The organism is Flavobacterium sp. SM15, assembly GCF_022012335.1.
GTDB lineage: Bacteria > Bacteroidota > Bacteroidia > Flavobacteriales > Flavobacteriaceae > Flavobacterium.
The window spans coordinates 25,392-41,026 of the sequence record NZ_JAKLTO010000009.1 but is presented as its reverse complement, the minus strand read 5'-3'; the positions used below and the strand labels follow the sequence as shown (position 1 = coordinate 41,026).

Here is a 15,635-nt window from a genome sequence, read left to right as displayed (position 1 = left end):
GCAAATTGCTCCTTTTTTTATTTCTGCTTTACTCCGGTGTTACCACTGGCCCTTCCCACTCCATGATGCCGCCAACTAAGTTGTAGGTGTTTCCGAAGCCCATTTGCTGCATGATATTGCATGCCTGTCCGCTTCTTCCGCCTGAACGGCAATAGATGTAATAGTTTTTGGTTTTATCCAATTCATCAACCTGATATATAAAACCTTGTCCTTTATAGATATCGATGTGCATAGCACCGGGTATAATGCCTTCGTTCCATTCTCCTTCAGTTCTAACATCAAGGATTACGGCGTTTTCATCTTCTTGGGCACCTTGCCACCATTGTTCTTGTGAAATGTCCATAGTTGTATTTTTCGTCAAAAATACTATGCTTTGATCGAACAACCAATAGCTTTAGTGGTTTTTACCGGAACTTCCTGATTTTTCAATAAAGCATCCACAGCATTTTCCACATATTTGGTTTTTACAGCGCTTTCATCGGAATAATTATCGTCGATTGCTCCAATATATTTAATCACATTACCTGCTTTTGTTTTTTCCAAAATATATACATGTGGTGTTTTGGTTGCTCCGTACAATGGGTAAACTTTCTGTCCTTGGTCAAATAAATACGGAAACGTAAAACCTTTTTCTTTGGCGCGCTCTTGCATGAGTTCAAAACTGTCTGCCGGCTGTACTTCAGGATTGTTCGGATTGATGGCAATTACCGGATACCCCAACTTTTTGTATTTCTTGTCTAAAGCAATGATTCTGTCTTCATAAGCTTTGGCGTAGGGACAATGGTTGCAGGTAAAAATTACAATGAAACCTTTTGCCTCTTTGAAATCTGCTAAGGCAACTTTTTTGTTGTTTACATTTTTTAGGTTGAAATCTGTAGCGATGTCACCAACCTGGTACCCTGAGTCTGATTTTATCAAAGTAAAAGCGCTCATTAAGCAAACAAGTACAAACATTGAAGCAATTTTAAGTGTTTTCATAATTTAGTTATTGATGATTGTTAATAGTTCTTTTTCAAGTGTTTCATAAGTGAAAGACTGTTCGTAGAATTTTCGGGTCTTATCATTATAAATTACTGTTGCGGGAATTGCACCGCTCCAGTTTTTATCAACTTTTTCAATCCAGGCATTAGCATCGGGGTCGTCTAGATGAAGCACTTCCGATTGGAGTTTCTTTTTAATTACAAAAGGAATTAAACTGGTTTCCACCTTTTTAGGCATGTCCATGCTCACCAAGATCACTTTAACGTTCTGATTTTTGTACTTTTCGTTAAGTTGTTCAAAATAAGGAAGTTCTTTTACGCATGGTAAACACCAGGTTGCCCAAAAATTAATCACGTAAGTTGTACCGTCATTTTTATGCAGATAGGGCTCGAAAGTGTTGAAATCATAAGAAATAATCTTGATTCCATCACTATTATAAGTTTTTAGCGGTTTAAAATCACTGCTTTGGGAAAATGATAAAAAACTACTTAAAAACAAAAACACAACCCAATTTTTCATTTGTATATTTTTGAATGTTAAAGTTAAATATTCTGACATCTCTGAATCTGTTAATTAACATAACATTAAAAATAGACATAAAAAAAGCGGGTAAAATACATTACCCGCTTTTTTTTATTAAAATCAATCTTAATTTATAAGTAATTTTTTAGTTGCTTTTTTACCATCCGAATCTACACTTAAAAGGTAAATCCCCTTTTCTAAAGCATTAAACTGTACTTCTTGTTGGAACATAGTTCCCGTAGAATTGAATTCGTTCTTATAGACAGCTCTACCTCTCATGTCAAATAAATCAACTTTCACTTTCTCGGAAGTATTTAATTGAATGGTCACGTTTCCAGTACTTGGATTTGGCCATACATTGAACGTTTCGAAAGCATTCTCCTGAGTTGAAAGTGTACCGTCAACCACAAAATTATCGATAATAATCCCTTCTCTTTGAACACCTTGATCTGTATGAATAACAAGTCTGAAAATTATATTCGATTGTGGTGAAGCGCTACCAAGTCCGAAATTAGAAAGACTACAAGTGTAATCACGCATTTGGGCATTAGTTCCTCCTCTTGGATTAGTTAATGTACCCTCTCCAGTCCATTGACCACCAATACAGTTATTGCAATCTGTTCCGTTTGGAAAACGGTTGCTCGTGTACCAGTTTGGTTGCGATGCGTTCCCTAATTGATACCAAGTAGCACCTCCGTCTGTAGTGTACTCCATATAAGCCAAATCGAAATTATTTTCCAAATCAAATCCCATTTTAAATTTCAAAGTAGGATTTTGAACATTACTTAAATTGTACGATTGAGAAACTAAGTACGATTTCATATTATTAGGATAATTTCCATCTAAATTTGTACCATATACTTTTGAACCTCCTGCAACAGTATTGCTTAATCGAGAGCCGGCAGCCAATCCTCTCTCCCATAATGAATTGGTATCCCCTTCATCGATAGATATTAAATTGTCCGTTGTATTTTCAAAAGTGTTAATCTGTCCTATAACTCCATTGTCATTTACAAGGAAAAGGAATGATTTTGTGTTATTTGAAGGATTTTCATCCCCAGGAGCTGTAACTGTAACTGTCAAAACATGTGTTCCTCTGCTCACACTACCCAAGGATAAAGCGAAATCAGCTTTTTCACACATTGCTAAATTACCATTCCATGCAGCATTGGTCACAGCTCCACCATCTAAGGAATAAGAAATAGTTGCTGAAGACAATGAAGCAGTTCCGCTATTTTCAATTTTAACCACCGGATTGGAAACTCCAGAAGTCAAATTCAAGTTTCCTTCAATTGATTTTATGCTTACATCGTTAGTAAAACCAATAAACTCTGTTCCTACACTTACAGCATACCAAGAGTTGGTTACAGCAATAGCTTCCGGACTATTTGGACAATACAGTTCATTGGCAACCTGAATAGTAGCATTTCTAACATCCATAAAGGTAGAGTTTGGTGTAAGATAATCTCTTTCTGCAAAATATGCTATTTCAGAAGATTTCTCCATACCAATTCCAGTAACATCATAATCATAAGGCTCAAATGCAGTATTGGTTCCTGTTTTACCCATAGTTAAGATATAAAACCAATGATTCAAAACACCGCTGTTGTTGTGTACACCACAATAATCATTTGTTTGGGTCGGAGAACAAGAACCTTCATCTCCGGTTGCTGTCCAGTTTGTTCCTTGGTAAGTATCCGGATTTCCTTCGCTCAAAGGATCACTCATCGAACGGAATGGCGATGCTGCCAAATCTTCTGCAATATTCCATACATCTGCATCCGGAGTACCTGACAAAGAACCTGTTCTTCCATAATGCTCAATACAAGCTCCCCAAATATCAGAATATCCTTCATTAATTGCTCCTGATTGATTTTGATATACTAAATCTGCAGTGTGACTACAAATTGCGTGTCCAATTTCATGACCGCAAACATCTAAAGAAGTCAAAATACCTACTTGAGCATTTCCGTCACCATAACTCATTACACTACCGTTCCAGAAAGCATTAACAAGGTTTACTCCAGCTGTCTTTCTATAGTGAACGTAACTAACGATTTGTGCTCCGTTATCATCAAAACTGTTTCTTCCAAATACATTCTGCCAGAAATCATAAGTTTTTTCAGCTCCCCAGTGAGCATCCAGTGCACCGTTGTCTTTATTTGAATTATTGAACTCTGCTGAAGTCCAGTTATTATCATTATCCGTAAAATTAACACTCTGATAATTCGTTGTGCGCTGACAATCATAAGTTATGATCCCATTACCTCTTGTATCATCCTGCAACACATAGCTGGTTCCATTGAAAGTTGTTTCAATATCACGGGCTCCACTGTAACGGGTTGCTGCATTTCCCGAAACCAAAACATCCAGTTTTTCTGCATAAGCTTTTGATTCTTTTTCAGAGATTAAACGATCTGCGTGTTTAATGATTGGGTTTTTATATAAAATCGCTCCCGAATTAGCATCTACGTAAACTTCATTTCTAGCAATTGGATCTAAAGAATAGATATCGTACTTGTATGCTAAATTTACCGCTCCGGTTTTTGCGTTTGGCAATATAACCAATTCACCTTCAGGCTTTTTATAATTCATAAGCGTTGCCTGATCTTTATCTTCCCACAAATATCGTTGAGCATTCTGGTTAGTTAAAGCTTGCTGAAAACCTGCCTCTTTTGATAGAACAGGAGTAGTATTAAGCCCTGAAACATTGTAAACCTCCCCATTAACAGAATAAACTTTTCCATTTTTTGAGTGTGTGATGATTGTTCCGTATTCTACTTTGATACCCTTATAAAATTGTTGGTGTCTTTGATGCGTATTACCGGTTCTGTCTTTACTTTCTTTTTTAGGTTGGAAAGTAGTTCCTTTTTCGGTCTTTGTTTCTTTCAAGTATAATGCAATTGCATTGTCAATAGTTTGTGGTGTGTCAAACTTTTTGATTCGTTGGTAAGCCTTGTTATCCGCTAATTTTGGATTGTTTTGCGCATGAAGCGAAAAAAAAAGCGAAAAAAGTAAAACCCCCGTCAAAGAATAATTTTTCTTCATTTTTAGCTCTAATATTAGTAGTTAAGTTTTTTAATGGTACGCAATATTACTAAAAAAATAAATTATAATTAATTTTAAATCAATATTTTATACAAACCTCTATTTAGAACAACATAATCCACAGTGTTTTAGCAACTTTCTTCTTACTATATTTTTTGTGAATATAATAATTAACAAATTTTTAATACAATACTTGTATATACAATTAAAAACATTACTACATTTGTATCGACAAATTTAATAACAAAATGAAAATCGAAGAAATCATTAAATCGACAAAAGTATTGTCATCGTCAAAAAAAACGGTGCTGAATATCTTTTACACGCAAAACATTGTTTCGGAGAAATTCGCTGAAGTTTTAAAACCTTACGATTTGTCCGGAGAACAATATAATGTGCTGCGTATTTTAAGAGGACAGAACGGAAATCCTACCAATATGTGTGTGATACAGGAACGAATGCTGGCCAAAACCAGTAACACTACCCGATTGGTAGACAAGCTTTTACTGAAAGATTTGGTTACCCGTGAAGTTTGTGCCGAAAATCGAAGAAAAATGGAAATCACCATTACTCAAAAAGGCTTGGATTTACTTACAGAACTGGATCCGAAAGTGGAAAGCCACGAGAATATGTTTGCTAAAAATCTTACGCAGGACGAACTCGTTCAACTAAACAATTTATTAGAAAAATTTAGAACAATTTAATTATGAGCAACTTCATAAAACATCAAAATTGGCGTTATGCAACCAAAAAATTTGACGCCACCAAAAAAATCTCAAACGAAGATTTGGAAATCCTTAAAGAAGCAATCCGTTTAAGTTCTTCTTCCTACGGATTACAACCTTACAAAGTGTTAATTGTTGAAAATCCGGAACTAAGAGCTAAAATACAACCGGCAGCATGGGGACAAACCCAAATTGTAGACGCATCTCACCTTTTTATTTTTGCCAACATGACCAATTTAGGTGAAAAAGATATCGATACTTACGTAAAAAACATTGCAGAAACCAGAGGAATTCCGGTAGAAAACATTGCTGGTTACGGAGATTTCATGAAGTCGAAAATTGCATCACTTCCTGAAGACGTAAAAAATACCTGGACAGCAAAGCAAACCTATTTAGCGTTAGGAAATCTTTTAAATGCAGCGGCCGAACTTCAAATTGACGCAACACCAATGGAAGGCTTTGAACCTGAAAAAATTAACGAAATTCTAGGTCTGAAAGAATTAGGTTTAAACGCATCGTTAATTGCCACAGTTGGTTACCGTCATGAAGAAGACGCGACACAACACAACATCAAAGTACGTAAATCAAAACAAGAATTATTCATAAATTTATAATCACTAAAATTCAATTAAAATCATGAAACAATTAAAATCAATCGCATTAGCTTTAGTAGTAGCTTTAGGAACATTAACGGCTTCGGCTCAATCAACAAAAAAAGTAGATGTTACAGCAAGTAAAGTAGAATGGATCGGAAAAAAATTCACAGGTCAGCACAATGGTACTATCAACTTAAAAGAAGGTGCTATCGTTTTTAAAGGAAAAAAATTAGCGGGTGGAAACTTCACTGTGGATATGACAACTATCGACACTAAAGATTTGGAAGGAAAAGGAAAAGCTAGTTTAGATGGTCACTTAAAAGCAGACGATTTCTTCGGAGTTGAAAAATTCCCAACATCTCAATTGGTTTTCAAAACTATCGGTACAAAAGCTAACAATACTTACCAAGTAACTGCTGATTTAACAATTAAAGGAATCACTAAACCAATCACTTTTGACATGGTTGTAGAAAAAAATACAGCTACTGCAAAATTGATGATCGACAGAACTAAATACGATATCAAATATGCTTCTGTAGGTTTTGGAGCAGTTGCTGATAAAGCAATCAACGACGAATTCGAATTGAACGTAAACTTGGTATTCTAATTTCCAAAAACGTTTAAAACTCATCATAAAATCCTGAATTTCAAAGTTCAGGATTTTTTTATTGCAAAAAATTTGTTTTTTAGAAAATCATTTCTATAACTTTGTACCATACAAAAAATACAAAATGAACAACATTTTAAACAATACTTGGTGGTGGAACAACTTACGTCGAACGTCGTGAGCAAATCCTCCTATCTGTATTTTTAAAACCAACATAGATAAAAGGCTTGTCAATCACGACAAGCCTTTTTTTATTGTCAAAATTTAAGCATCATGAAAAAATATAAATTACATACACATTACAAACAAATACTTGCCGACACCATCACGCCGGTAAGCATTTATTTGAAAATCCGGGACAAATTCCCGAACAGCCTTTTACTGGAGAGTAATGATTATCACAGCAATCAAAACAGTTTTTCGTATATCTGCTGTAATCCGATTGCAAGCATCAAAGTTGAAAACGAAGCCATCACATCAACATTACCGGACGGAACTTCAACTAAAAAAGCCATTGAAACCTCAAAAAATGTAATTGAGAATATTCAGGATTTTACTTCACAATTTTCAACAGAAAAAACTGATTTCAAATTCATTACCAATGGTTTATTCGGATTTACCAGTTACGATGCCGTTCGTTATTTTGAAAAGGTAACCATTGAAAAGAAAGCTTCTGATTTACAAATTCCCGATTTGTATTATGCTGTTTATCAGAACATAATTGCCATAAACCATTTCAAAAATGAAGCGTATATTTTCTGCCACAGTATTGACAATCAAAACAATATTGCAGAAATTGAGCAATTGATCCAATCGAAAAACTTTGCTTCGTATTCGTTTGCCAAAGAAGGCGATTCGATTTCCAACTTATCTGATATCGATTTTAAAACCAATGTTGCTTTGGCCAAAAAACACTGTTACCGTGGCGATGTCTTCCAATTGGTTTTGTCAAGACGTTTCACACAAGGTTTTAAAGGCGATGAATTCAACGTCTATCGTGCTTTACGAAGTATTAACCCTTCACCCTATTTGTTCTTTTTTGATTACGGAAATTTCAAAATCATGGGCTCATCACCAGAAGCACAATTGGTTATCAACAACCGAAAAGCGGAAATTCATCCCATAGCCGGAACGTTCAAACGAACAGGAAATGACGAGCACGATGCAATTTTGGCCAAACAATTAGCAGAAGATCCGAAAGAAAACAGCGAACATGTAATGCTTGTTGACTTAGCCCGAAACGATTTGAGCCGCAACGGTCACAATGTTGAAGTTGAAAAATACCGAGAAGTTCAATTCTTTTCCCATGTAATCCATTTGGTTTCCAAAGTAAGTGGGGAATTGCATGAAAAAGCAACGACCATGCAGGTTGTAGCAGATACTTTTCCGGCCGGAACTTTATCGGGAGCCCCGAAAAACAAGGCCTTACAACTTATTGAAAACATCGAAAATACTAACCGAAATTTCTACGGCGGCGCCATTGGTTTTATGGATTTTGATGGTAATTTTAACCATGCCATTATGATACGAACATTTTTAAGCAAAAATCATCAGTTATATTATCAGGCAGGAGCCGGAGTTACCATCAATTCCAGTGAAGAAAACGAAACACAGGAAGTGTACAATAAATTAGGTGCACTCAATAAAGCTTTGGATTTAGCAGAGAAAATTTAAAAATTAAAGAATTTAAAGATTATATCGCGATTAATTTTTCAATCTTTTAATCATTCAATCATTTATGAAAAAGATATTAGTCATAGACAATTACGATAGTTTCACTTACAATTTGGTTCATTATTTAGAAGATTTGAACTGCGAAGTAACTGTATTCCGCAACGACGAATTCTATATTGATGAAGTAAAACCTTTCGACAAAATCCTTCTTTCTCCAGGGCCGGGAATCCCAGACGAAGCGGGTTTATTGAAAGAAGTAATCAAAACCTATGCTCCTACCAAAAGTATTCTTGGTGTTTGTCTTGGCCAGCAAGCCATTGGAGAAGTTTTTGGCGGAAATCTGATCAATCTTGAAAAAGTCTATCATGGTGTGGCAACTCAAGTCAAAATCACCGTTCCCGATGAACTCCTTTTTAAAGATTTAGCTGATGAAATCGAAGTCGGGCGTTACCATTCGTGGGTAGTTTCCAAGGAGAATTTCCCTGAAGTTTTGGAAATCACATCGGTAGATGCAAACGGTGAAATCATGTCACTAAGACACAAAATCTATGATGTACGCGGGGTACAATACCATCCCGAAAGCGTTCTTACTCCCAACGGAAAGAAGATTCTTGAGAATTGGGTAAATAGCTAATTAACAACACTTTTATCGAAAAAACAGATCAGTTTTAAGTTGCAAAAACTTAAAGCCCAGCACAACTCATACCTAATTTAAACATTATGACTCGAGCCTGAAAGGCGACAGCATTGAACACAAATAACAAATAAAAAATAGTGAAATGAAAACAATACTAAACCGATTAATCCGGCACGAAACACTTAGTAAAGAAGAAGCGAAAACCGTGCTGAAAAACATCTCTAACAAACTGTACAACCCAAGCCAAATTGCAAGTTTTTTAACTATCTACATGATGCGAAGCATTACCATTGAAGAACTTGCCGGATTTCGTGAAGCGCTTTTAGAGTTGTGCATTCCCATTGATTTATCCGATTACAACACCATCGATTTATGCGGAACCGGTGGCGATGGAAAAAACACCTTCAACATTTCAACTTTAGCTTCTTTTGTTGCTTCCGGAGCTGGAATTCAGGTTGCAAAACACGGAAATTATGGTGTTTCCTCAATTTCCGGTTCAAGTAATGTGATGGAAACTTTAGGGATAAAATTCAGCAATGATGAGGATTTCCTGAAAAGGTCGATTGAAGAAGCCGGAATCTGTGTGTTGCATGCGCCTCTTTTCCATCCTGCCATGAAAAATGTGGCTCCGATTCGTAAAGAACTGGCGGTAAAAACCTTCTTTAATATGTTGGGACCAATGGTGAACCCGAGTTTTCCGAAACATCAGTTGGTTGGAGTTTTTAGTTTGGAACTGGCAAGAATGTATGCTTACCTGTATCAGAATACCCAAACAAATTTTACTATTCTGCACAGCTTGGAAGGCTATGATGAAATCTCACTAACCGGAAACACGAAAATTATTTCTAAAAACTACGATCAGATTTTAAAACCAGAAGATTTTCAAGCAACTAAACTTAATGAAAATGACATTTTGGGAGGTGTAACGGTAGAAAAATCGGCTGAAATCTTTTTAAATATCCTAAAAGGAAACGGAACGGAAGCCCAAAACAATGTGGTTTGTGCTAACGCTGGAATAGCCATTTCCACAGTAAAAAACTGTTCTATTCTGGAAGGTTTTGAATTGGCTAAAGAAAGCTTATTAAGCGGAAAAGCACTCGAAAAACTCAAAAAACTAAAACAATTAAGCAAATAATCATGACAATTTTAGACAAAATCATCATCAATAAAAAACAAGAAGTCAAACTAAAAAAACAACTCGTTCCCGTAACACAACTGGAAAATTCAGCTTTGTTTGGAAGCCGAACTTATTCCTTAAGCAAAAATTTACAGAATAATTTAATCGGAATTATTGCCGAACACAAACGTCGTTCTCCTTCAAAATCTGTAATCAATAATGATTTTACAGTGGAAGAAGTAGTTACAGGCTACCAAAACGCAGGAGTTTCAGGAATTTCTGTTTTAACCGATGGGAAATATTTTGGCGGTTCATTAGACGATTTGATAATCGCAAAAGCCTCAGTAAATGTGCCATTACTCCGAAAAGAGTTCATCATAAACGAGTACCAGATTTTGGAAGCAAAAGCCCATGGAGCCGATGTTATTCTACTGATTGCAGCCATTTTAACCCGCTTTGAAATCAAACAGTTTTCTGAATTTGCCCATTCCTTAGGTCTTGAAGTTCTATTGGAAGTTCATAATGAAGAAGAACTAAACAAAGCAGTAATGCCGAGTTTAGACATGATTGGCGTGAACAACCGCAGTCTGAAAACTTTCGAAGTCAGTTTGGAAAACAGCAAAGAACTTGCTCAACACATACCTAATGATTTTGTAAAAGTATCCGAAAGTGGAATTAGCTCTGCTGCAGCAATTCTTGAATTACAACAATTTGGTTATCAAGGATTTTTAATTGGAGAACACTTCATGAAAACTGAAAATCCGGAAAAATCTGCAACAGCATTTATCAACTCCATATTAATAAAGTCATGAAGTTAAAAATATGCGGAATGAAATACTTGTCTAATATTCAAGAAATTGCAACGTTGCAACCAGATTATCTGGGTTTTATATTTTATGAGAAATCGCCTAGGTTTTTTAGTGGCGAACTTCCAATCTTACCGAAATCAATTCAAAAAGTAGGTGTTTTTGTGAATGCTTATTTGGATGATATTCTGGACAAGATACAACGTTATAATTTACAACTCGTTCAGTTACATGGTAATGAATCACCAGAATTTTGTAAGCTGTTCCAGCATCTGAACATTAAAGTTATCAAGGTTTTTTCAGTAGATGACACCATTGATTTTCAAAGCATTACACCTTATGAAACCGTTTGTGATTATTTCCTTTTCGACACCAAAGGTCAATATCATGGTGGCAACGGAACTCCTTTTAATTGGCAAATCCTGAAAAATTACCCTTCAAAAAAACCATTTTTCTTAAGCGGCGGCATTGGTTTAGAGAACATTAGAACAATACAGCACTTGAATTTACCCATTCACGCCATAGATGTGAACAGTAAATTTGAACTCGAACCCGGATTAAAAAACACACAACTTTTAAAACAATTGCAACATGAACTATCAAGTTAACGATAAAGGTTTTTACGGCGAATTCGGCGGTGCTTTCATCCCCGAAATGCTCTATCCAAATGTGGAAGAATTGCGTCAAAACTATCACAAAATCATAGTAACCGAGAGCTTTCAAACCGAGTTCCAACAACTCCTGAAAGACTACGTGGGCCGTCCCACACCACTCTATTTTGCCGAACGTTTATCTTCCAAATACAATACCAAAATCTATCTAAAAAGGGAAGATTTGTGCCATACCGGAGCGCATAAAATCAACAATACCATAGGGCAGATTCTACTTGCCAAACGCTTAGGAAAAACAAGAATCATTGCAGAAACTGGTGCCGGACAACATGGTGTCGCTACTGCAACCGTCTGTGCTTTAATGGGTTTGGAATGCATTGTCTATATGGGCGAAATTGATATTAAACGACAGGCGCCGAATGTCGCCCGAATGAAAATGCTCGGTGCCGAAGTACGACCAGCCACATCCGGTTCTAAAACCCTGAAAGATGCTACAAATGAAGCCATTAGGGATTGGATCAACAACCCGTTTGACACCTTTTATATTATTGGTTCTGTGGTTGGTCCTCATCCCTATCCGGACATGGTATCGAAATTCCAAAGCATTATATCTGAGGAAATTAAACACCAATTGCTTGAGAAAGAAGGTCGCGAAAATCCAGATTATATCATAGCTTGTGTGGGTGGCGGAAGCAACGCTGCCGGAGCATTCTACCACTTTTTAGAAGATGAAAACGTAAAACTAATTGCTGTGGAAGCAGCTGGAAAAGGCATTAATTCAGGGGAAAGCGCGGCTACTTCGGTTCTCGGAAAAATCGGAATTATTCATGGCAGTAAAACCCTTTTAATGCAATCCGATGACGGTCAAATCACTGAACCCTATTCGATTTCGGCTGGTTTGGATTACCCGGGAGTTGGTCCGCTTCACGCGCATCTTCACCAAACAAAAAGAGCAGAATTTATTGCTGTTACCGACCAAGATGCAATGAGTGCAGGGCTCAATTTATGCAAGACCGAAGGCATCATTCCTGCCATTGAAAGTTCACATGCTTTGGCTGTTTTGGAGCAAAAAAAATTCGGTAAAAACGACATTGTAATTGTCAATTTATCGGGTCGTGGCGACAAAGATTTGAACACCTATATCGACTATTTTAATTATAAATAATTGGGCGTTACCACAAGGGTCGGGCTGTACATTTTATCTTTTTACGGTCGTTTCGAGAACCTCAACGACCGTAAAAAGGATGTCATTTCCATCCCTAACGCAAGCAAAAACATTAAATCATGAATCGAATAAACATCAAATTAAGCGAAAAAAAGAAGCTACTTTCCATCTATTTCACGGCAGGTTTTCCCACCTTAAATGACACAATTTCCATCATCGAAACCCTCGAAAAAAACGGTGTGGACATGATCGAAATTGGTCTTCCGTTTAGCGATCCGCTTGCCGATGGAACTACAATTCAGGAGAGTTCGACGGTCGCATTACGCAATGGAATGACCACAAAAATGCTCTTTGAACAACTAAAAAACGTCCGAAAAACAGTCCAAATTCCGCTTATAATTATGGGATATTTTAATCCAATTTTACAGTTTGGAGTAGCAGAATTTTGTCAAAAATGTGCTCAAATTGGCATCGACGGACTCATCATTCCAGACCTTCCTTTAGCCGTTTTTGAGCAGGAATACAAGACCATTTTTGACCGTTATAACCTTAAAAATATTTGCCTAGTCACCCCACAAACTTCCGAAGAACGCATCCGAAAAATTGATAATATCAGTGATAGTTTTATCTATTTGGTGAGTAGTTCGAGTACAACCGGAAGCAAAAAATCTTTTGAAAAAACCCAACAAAATTACTTCGGAAAAGTAGCCAAAATGAACTTGAAAAATCCTCAAATTGTAGGTTTCGGAATTTCCAATCGAGAGACGTTTTCACAGGCTACAAAACATCAAAAAGGGGCAATAATTGGCAGTTCGTTCGTCAATTTTATAAAAAACAATGAAATTTCAGAGATTCAAAATTTTGTAAAACAAATAATTTAAATAAACATACATAAATAATTGGTAAATAATTATTTAATAATCAGCTATAGATTTTACCTATACACTAAAAAAGGCTGCTTTTATTACTAAAAACAGCCTTTTTCTCATCTTGAACCTCCGGGATCGGACCGGAAATCCAACAGTATAAAATTAGTAATTAAAATTTAAAAAACGCACTTTTTCTTTAACAAAATCACTCACCTACTCTATTGAAAAATCAGCTTCAAAAATCAACCAAAACCAATCGTTAAAAAAAAGTTAAATTCAATTTAAACAAACGTTTAATTTAAACAAGTGTTTAATTTTGTACCCGAATTTAAAATCAAATTAAAATGACTGATTTTAACGATAAGCAAATTGAAATTTTACAGGCAGCCGAAAAGCTATTTGCCGAGCATGGTTATGACGGAGCTTCAGTTCGTGATATAGCCAAATCTGCCAACATCAACATTGCGATGATTTCCTATTATTTCGGCTCGAAAGAAAAGCTTCTGGAAGCTCTAATCATTTACCGAATTTCAGACATGCGTTTACAGATGGAAAATCTGTATCGTGAAGACCTTACCCCTTTGGAAAAAATTGACCGCTTAATTGAATTGTACATCAAACGCATCAATCAAAATAAAGGAATGTATCAGATCATCCACTTTGAAATTTCATCCGGAAAACGAATCATCAATTGTGATGCATTTAACGAAATGAAAAAACACAACCTGGATATTTTGAATAGCATCATTGCCGAAGGTCAGGACAAAGGTTTTTTTCGTAAAGACGTTAACACCATTTTGATTCCAACAACCATCATGGGAACGTACTTTCATTTTCAGATGAACAAACCTTTCTTTAAAAGTATTCTGAATTTGGAAACACCTCAAGACATAGACAATTACGTCACCTCAGAACTAACCCGTCATATCAAACAAACCATTAAAGCCCTTTTAACCTATGAAAAGTAATTCACTAAAGTTGGGAATCTTGTTCTTGCTTGGGACTTTTTCTGTTACCGCACAGGAAAAGAAAAACCTAACACTCGAAGAAGCTATTCAACTTGCAGTTACACAAAGCACCGAATCCAAATTGGCCGACACTAAAGTTGCCACAAAAGAATTCGAGATGCAAACCGTAAAAAACAAACAATACCCTGATTTAAAAGTTAGTGGACAGTACCAGCGTTTAACCAATGCCGATGTAGATTTTAAACTTGGCGGAAATTCCGGAGGCGGAAACACTCCAAAAGTAAATCAGCTGATGTTGGGAAATGCAACAGCTTCTGTACCGCTCTTTGCAGGTTTCAAAATTCAGAACAACATTAAAGCCTCACGAAGTTTGTTTGAAGCGGAGCAATTCCACGCAAAAGACACCAAAGAACAACTTGCACTGGAAACCGTAAAACTTTACGTGAACCTTTACAAAGCTCAGGAAAGCGAGAAACTAATACAGGAAAACATCAAACGTGCCGAACAACGCGTGAAAGATTTCAAAGCAATGGAACAAAACGGTTTGATTGCAAGGAACGATTTACTCAAAGCACAATTACAGGTTTCCAACTATCAAATTGCTTTAGAAGATGCTAAAAAGAACAGCAACATACTCAACTTTCAATTGGTAACTCTTTTGAAATTGCCTGAAGAAACACAAATAACGCCGAATTCTGCCCTTTTTGCCCAAAAAACAGAAACAAGTACCACTTCAAGCGATATTTCCTCTAGAAACGATTTAAATGCAATTCGTTCCCAACAAAAAGCTGCGGAAGCTAATGTGAAAATCGCTAAAGGAAATTATTACCCTTCTTTAAACCTAATGGGTGGTTACATCGCTTTAGATTTGCAAAACGTAATGACGGTAACCAATGCAATGAACTTCGGAGTTGGTTTATCGTATGATTTGACCTCGATCTTCAAAAATTCAAAAGAAGTGAAAGCCGCTAAAAGCAAGGTAAAAGAAACCGAACAATCATTGGAAATTATGACTGACAAGGCTAAAATTCAGATGCAATCGGCTAATGAAAATTATCTTTTGGCTCAGAAACAAAACAGCGTTTACCAACAAGCTGTGGAACAGGCCAACGAAAATTACCGTATCGTAAAAGACAAATACGACAACGGACTGGCCGATACCAACGATTTACTGGATGCCGATGTACAGCAACTACAATCAAAAATCAACGAAGCCTATTCCAAAGCCGACGTAATTCAAAAATATTACGAAATATTGGCTGCCGGCGGAAAATTAACCTCATCATCAACCTCAAACTAATTCAACATC

Annotated in this window: 16 protein-coding genes; 12 read left to right on the top strand and 4 right to left on the bottom strand. The window is 36.3% G+C overall.

The features are described 5' to 3' along the window. Positions 1 to 28: 28 nt before the first annotated feature. The 4 genes from LZZ90_RS13115 to LZZ90_RS13100 all read right to left on the bottom strand — a co-directional run bounded on the left by LZZ90_RS13115 (position 29) and on the right by LZZ90_RS13100 (position 4,551). Entirely contained in the window at positions 29 to 343 is a 315-nt protein-coding gene (locus tag LZZ90_RS13115; protein ID WP_237791161.1) for a rhodanese-like domain-containing protein, read from the bottom strand. A 23-nt stretch (positions 344 to 366) separates the two neighbouring features. Beyond that, positions 367 to 978 (bottom strand): thioredoxin family protein, encoded by a 612-nt coding sequence (locus LZZ90_RS13110; RefSeq protein ID WP_237791160.1) that lies wholly within the window; start codon positions 976 to 978, stop codon positions 367 to 369. A gap of 3 nt (positions 979 to 981) precedes the next feature. After that, complete coding sequence (locus LZZ90_RS13105) at positions 982 to 1,500, bottom strand: TlpA disulfide reductase family protein (RefSeq protein WP_237791159.1); 519 nt, start codon at positions 1,498 to 1,500, stop codon at positions 982 to 984. Between the two features lie 129 nt (positions 1,501 to 1,629). Further along, positions 1,630 to 4,551 (bottom strand): M4 family metallopeptidase, encoded by a 2,922-nt coding sequence (locus tag LZZ90_RS13100; protein WP_237791158.1) that lies wholly within the window; start codon positions 4,549 to 4,551, stop codon positions 1,630 to 1,632. Positions 4,552 to 4,799: 248 nt separating this feature from the next. Between LZZ90_RS13100 and LZZ90_RS13095 the strand changes: the two genes are divergently transcribed. The 12 genes from LZZ90_RS13095 (at position 4,800) to LZZ90_RS13040 (ending at position 15,626) form a co-directional block, all read left to right on the top strand. Further along, entirely contained in the window at positions 4,800 to 5,255 is a 456-nt protein-coding gene (locus tag LZZ90_RS13095) for a MarR family winged helix-turn-helix transcriptional regulator (RefSeq protein ID WP_237791157.1), read from the top strand. 2 nt (positions 5,256 to 5,257) lie between these two features. Beyond that, complete coding sequence (locus LZZ90_RS13090; RefSeq protein WP_237791156.1) at positions 5,258 to 5,890, top strand: NAD(P)H-dependent oxidoreductase; 633 nt, start codon at positions 5,258 to 5,260, stop codon at positions 5,888 to 5,890. 22 nt (positions 5,891 to 5,912) lie between these two features. Next, positions 5,913 to 6,479: a YceI family protein gene (locus tag LZZ90_RS13085; RefSeq protein ID WP_237791155.1), complete on the top strand. Its 567-nt coding sequence runs from the start codon at positions 5,913 to 5,915 to the stop codon at positions 6,477 to 6,479. Between the two features lie 273 nt (positions 6,480 to 6,752). Next, positions 6,753 to 8,153: an anthranilate synthase component I family protein gene (locus LZZ90_RS13080; RefSeq protein ID WP_237791154.1), complete on the top strand. Its 1,401-nt coding sequence runs from the start codon at positions 6,753 to 6,755 to the stop codon at positions 8,151 to 8,153. Between the two features lie 64 nt (positions 8,154 to 8,217). Further along, positions 8,218 to 8,787 (top strand): aminodeoxychorismate/anthranilate synthase component II, encoded by a 570-nt coding sequence (locus tag LZZ90_RS13075; RefSeq protein ID WP_237791153.1) that lies wholly within the window; start codon positions 8,218 to 8,220, stop codon positions 8,785 to 8,787. 145 nt (positions 8,788 to 8,932) lie between these two features. Further along, positions 8,933 to 9,925: an anthranilate phosphoribosyltransferase gene (gene trpD, locus LZZ90_RS13070; RefSeq protein WP_237791152.1), complete on the top strand. Its 993-nt coding sequence runs from the start codon at positions 8,933 to 8,935 to the stop codon at positions 9,923 to 9,925. A gap of 2 nt (positions 9,926 to 9,927) precedes the next feature. Then, the gene (gene trpC, locus LZZ90_RS13065; RefSeq protein ID WP_237791151.1) at positions 9,928 to 10,719 is read left to right on the top strand and encodes an indole-3-glycerol phosphate synthase TrpC; all 792 of its coding nucleotides are present in this window, start codon (positions 9,928 to 9,930) and stop codon (positions 10,717 to 10,719) included. Continuing rightward, on the top strand, positions 10,716 to 11,321 hold the full coding sequence (locus LZZ90_RS13060) for a phosphoribosylanthranilate isomerase (RefSeq protein WP_237791150.1): 606 nt from the start codon (positions 10,716 to 10,718) through the stop codon (positions 11,319 to 11,321). Before trpC ends, LZZ90_RS13060 begins: the two co-directional genes overlap by 4 nt. Then, on the top strand, positions 11,305 to 12,489 hold the full coding sequence (gene trpB / locus LZZ90_RS13055) for a tryptophan synthase subunit beta (protein ID WP_237791149.1): 1,185 nt from the start codon (positions 11,305 to 11,307) through the stop codon (positions 12,487 to 12,489). The genes LZZ90_RS13060 and trpB overlap by 17 nt, the downstream gene beginning before the upstream one ends. Before the next feature lie 119 nt (positions 12,490 to 12,608). Further along, entirely contained in the window at positions 12,609 to 13,370 is a 762-nt protein-coding gene (gene trpA / locus LZZ90_RS13050) for a tryptophan synthase subunit alpha (protein WP_237791148.1), read from the top strand. 332 nt (positions 13,371 to 13,702) lie between these two features. Further along, positions 13,703 to 14,326 carry a TetR/AcrR family transcriptional regulator gene (locus tag LZZ90_RS13045; protein WP_237791147.1) on the top strand — a complete coding sequence of 208 codons (624 nt, stop codon included), beginning with the start codon at positions 13,703 to 13,705 and terminating at the stop codon, positions 14,324 to 14,326. Continuing rightward, positions 14,316 to 15,626, top strand: a complete 1,311-nt coding sequence (locus tag LZZ90_RS13040) for a TolC family protein (RefSeq protein WP_237791146.1) — start codon at positions 14,316 to 14,318, stop codon at positions 15,624 to 15,626. The genes LZZ90_RS13045 and LZZ90_RS13040 overlap by 11 nt, the downstream gene beginning before the upstream one ends. The last annotated feature ends 9 nt before the right edge of the window (positions 15,627 to 15,635 follow it).

Coding starts and splice junctions, on each gene's coding strand:
- LZZ90_RS13115 (WP_237791161.1), bottom strand. CDS start 343: ATGGACATTTCACAAGAACAATGGTGGCAAGGTGCCCAAGAAGATGAA.
- LZZ90_RS13110 (WP_237791160.1), bottom strand. CDS start 978: ATGAAAACACTTAAAATTGCTTCAATGTTTGTACTTGTTTGCTTAATG.
- LZZ90_RS13105 (WP_237791159.1), bottom strand. CDS start 1,500: ATGAAAAATTGGGTTGTGTTTTTGTTTTTAAGTAGTTTTTTATCATTT.
- LZZ90_RS13100 (WP_237791158.1), bottom strand. CDS start 4,551: ATGAAGAAAAATTATTCTTTGACGGGGGTTTTACTTTTTTCGCTTTTT.
- LZZ90_RS13095 (WP_237791157.1), top strand. CDS start 4,800: ATGAAAATCGAAGAAATCATTAAATCGACAAAAGTATTGTCATCGTCA.
- LZZ90_RS13090 (WP_237791156.1), top strand. CDS start 5,258: ATGAGCAACTTCATAAAACATCAAAATTGGCGTTATGCAACCAAAAAA.
- LZZ90_RS13085 (WP_237791155.1), top strand. CDS start 5,913: ATGAAACAATTAAAATCAATCGCATTAGCTTTAGTAGTAGCTTTAGGA.
- LZZ90_RS13080 (WP_237791154.1), top strand. CDS start 6,753: ATGAAAAAATATAAATTACATACACATTACAAACAAATACTTGCCGAC.
- LZZ90_RS13075 (WP_237791153.1), top strand. CDS start 8,218: ATGAAAAAGATATTAGTCATAGACAATTACGATAGTTTCACTTACAAT.
- trpD (WP_237791152.1), top strand. CDS start 8,933: ATGAAAACAATACTAAACCGATTAATCCGGCACGAAACACTTAGTAAA.
- trpC (WP_237791151.1), top strand. CDS start 9,928: ATGACAATTTTAGACAAAATCATCATCAATAAAAAACAAGAAGTCAAA.
- LZZ90_RS13060 (WP_237791150.1), top strand. CDS start 10,716: ATGAAGTTAAAAATATGCGGAATGAAATACTTGTCTAATATTCAAGAA.
- trpB (WP_237791149.1), top strand. CDS start 11,305: ATGAACTATCAAGTTAACGATAAAGGTTTTTACGGCGAATTCGGCGGT.
- trpA (WP_237791148.1), top strand. CDS start 12,609: ATGAATCGAATAAACATCAAATTAAGCGAAAAAAAGAAGCTACTTTCC.
- LZZ90_RS13045 (WP_237791147.1), top strand. CDS start 13,703: ATGACTGATTTTAACGATAAGCAAATTGAAATTTTACAGGCAGCCGAA.
- LZZ90_RS13040 (WP_237791146.1), top strand. CDS start 14,316: ATGAAAAGTAATTCACTAAAGTTGGGAATCTTGTTCTTGCTTGGGACT.